Here is a 703-nt window from a genome sequence, read left to right as displayed (position 1 = left end):
TTTCCTCTGACACCTCAGAGATTGAAACGTCTATTCGATCACCAACGTTTGCACCTGTTTGGAAACTAGTACCCTGGAAAGAACCATCTAAAAGGTTCTGACCGTTAAAGTTTGTTTTCTCTGCGATACTCGCAATCTCGGTTTTAAGCTGCTCAACCTCTTCTTGCAGTGAAGAACGTTCCAATGATGTATTCGTACCGTTTGCAGACTGCAATGCTAGTTCACGCATACGCTGCAAGGAGGTTGTCATACTGTTCAATGCACCTTCAGCTGTCTGTGCTAGCGATACACCATCACCTGCGTTTCGGTTTGCTACATTTAGACCACGAACCTGAGCATCTATTCGGTTTGAAATCGCCAAACCTGCCGCATCATCCTTTGCGCCATTGATACGCAAACCAGATGATAAACGCTGTAAAGCAACACTCTGTTCATTCTGAGATTTGTCTAGGTTGCGCTGAGCATTCAAAGACGCGATATTAGTATTAATTATTTGAGGCATGTCGTTTCTCCGATCAATTTTGCAAGTAAACGAACGAGATTTTGAAGTACATCATGCTTTGTAAAGCACGCTCTCGACCGCTTGTTACATCACTTAACGGCACTCCTTAGAATTACTTTAGTTTTTTTTACAAAAACAATGTAAGCAAGTGTAACGAAGTTCTTTTTTCATAAACGCTCTCACTCTCCACATTATAAATAG

General features: G+C 41.7%; 1 pseudogene. It reads right to left on the bottom strand.

Annotated elements, in window-relative coordinates:
• Positions 1-502: pseudogene (locus tag A3761_RS21280) on the bottom strand (flagellin); the annotation flags it as partial.
• Between the last annotated feature and the right edge of the window lie 201 nt (positions 503-703).

This window comes from Oleiphilus sp. HI0123 (assembly GCF_001635315.1).
This window is presented reverse-complemented; position numbering and strand designations above follow the sequence as displayed.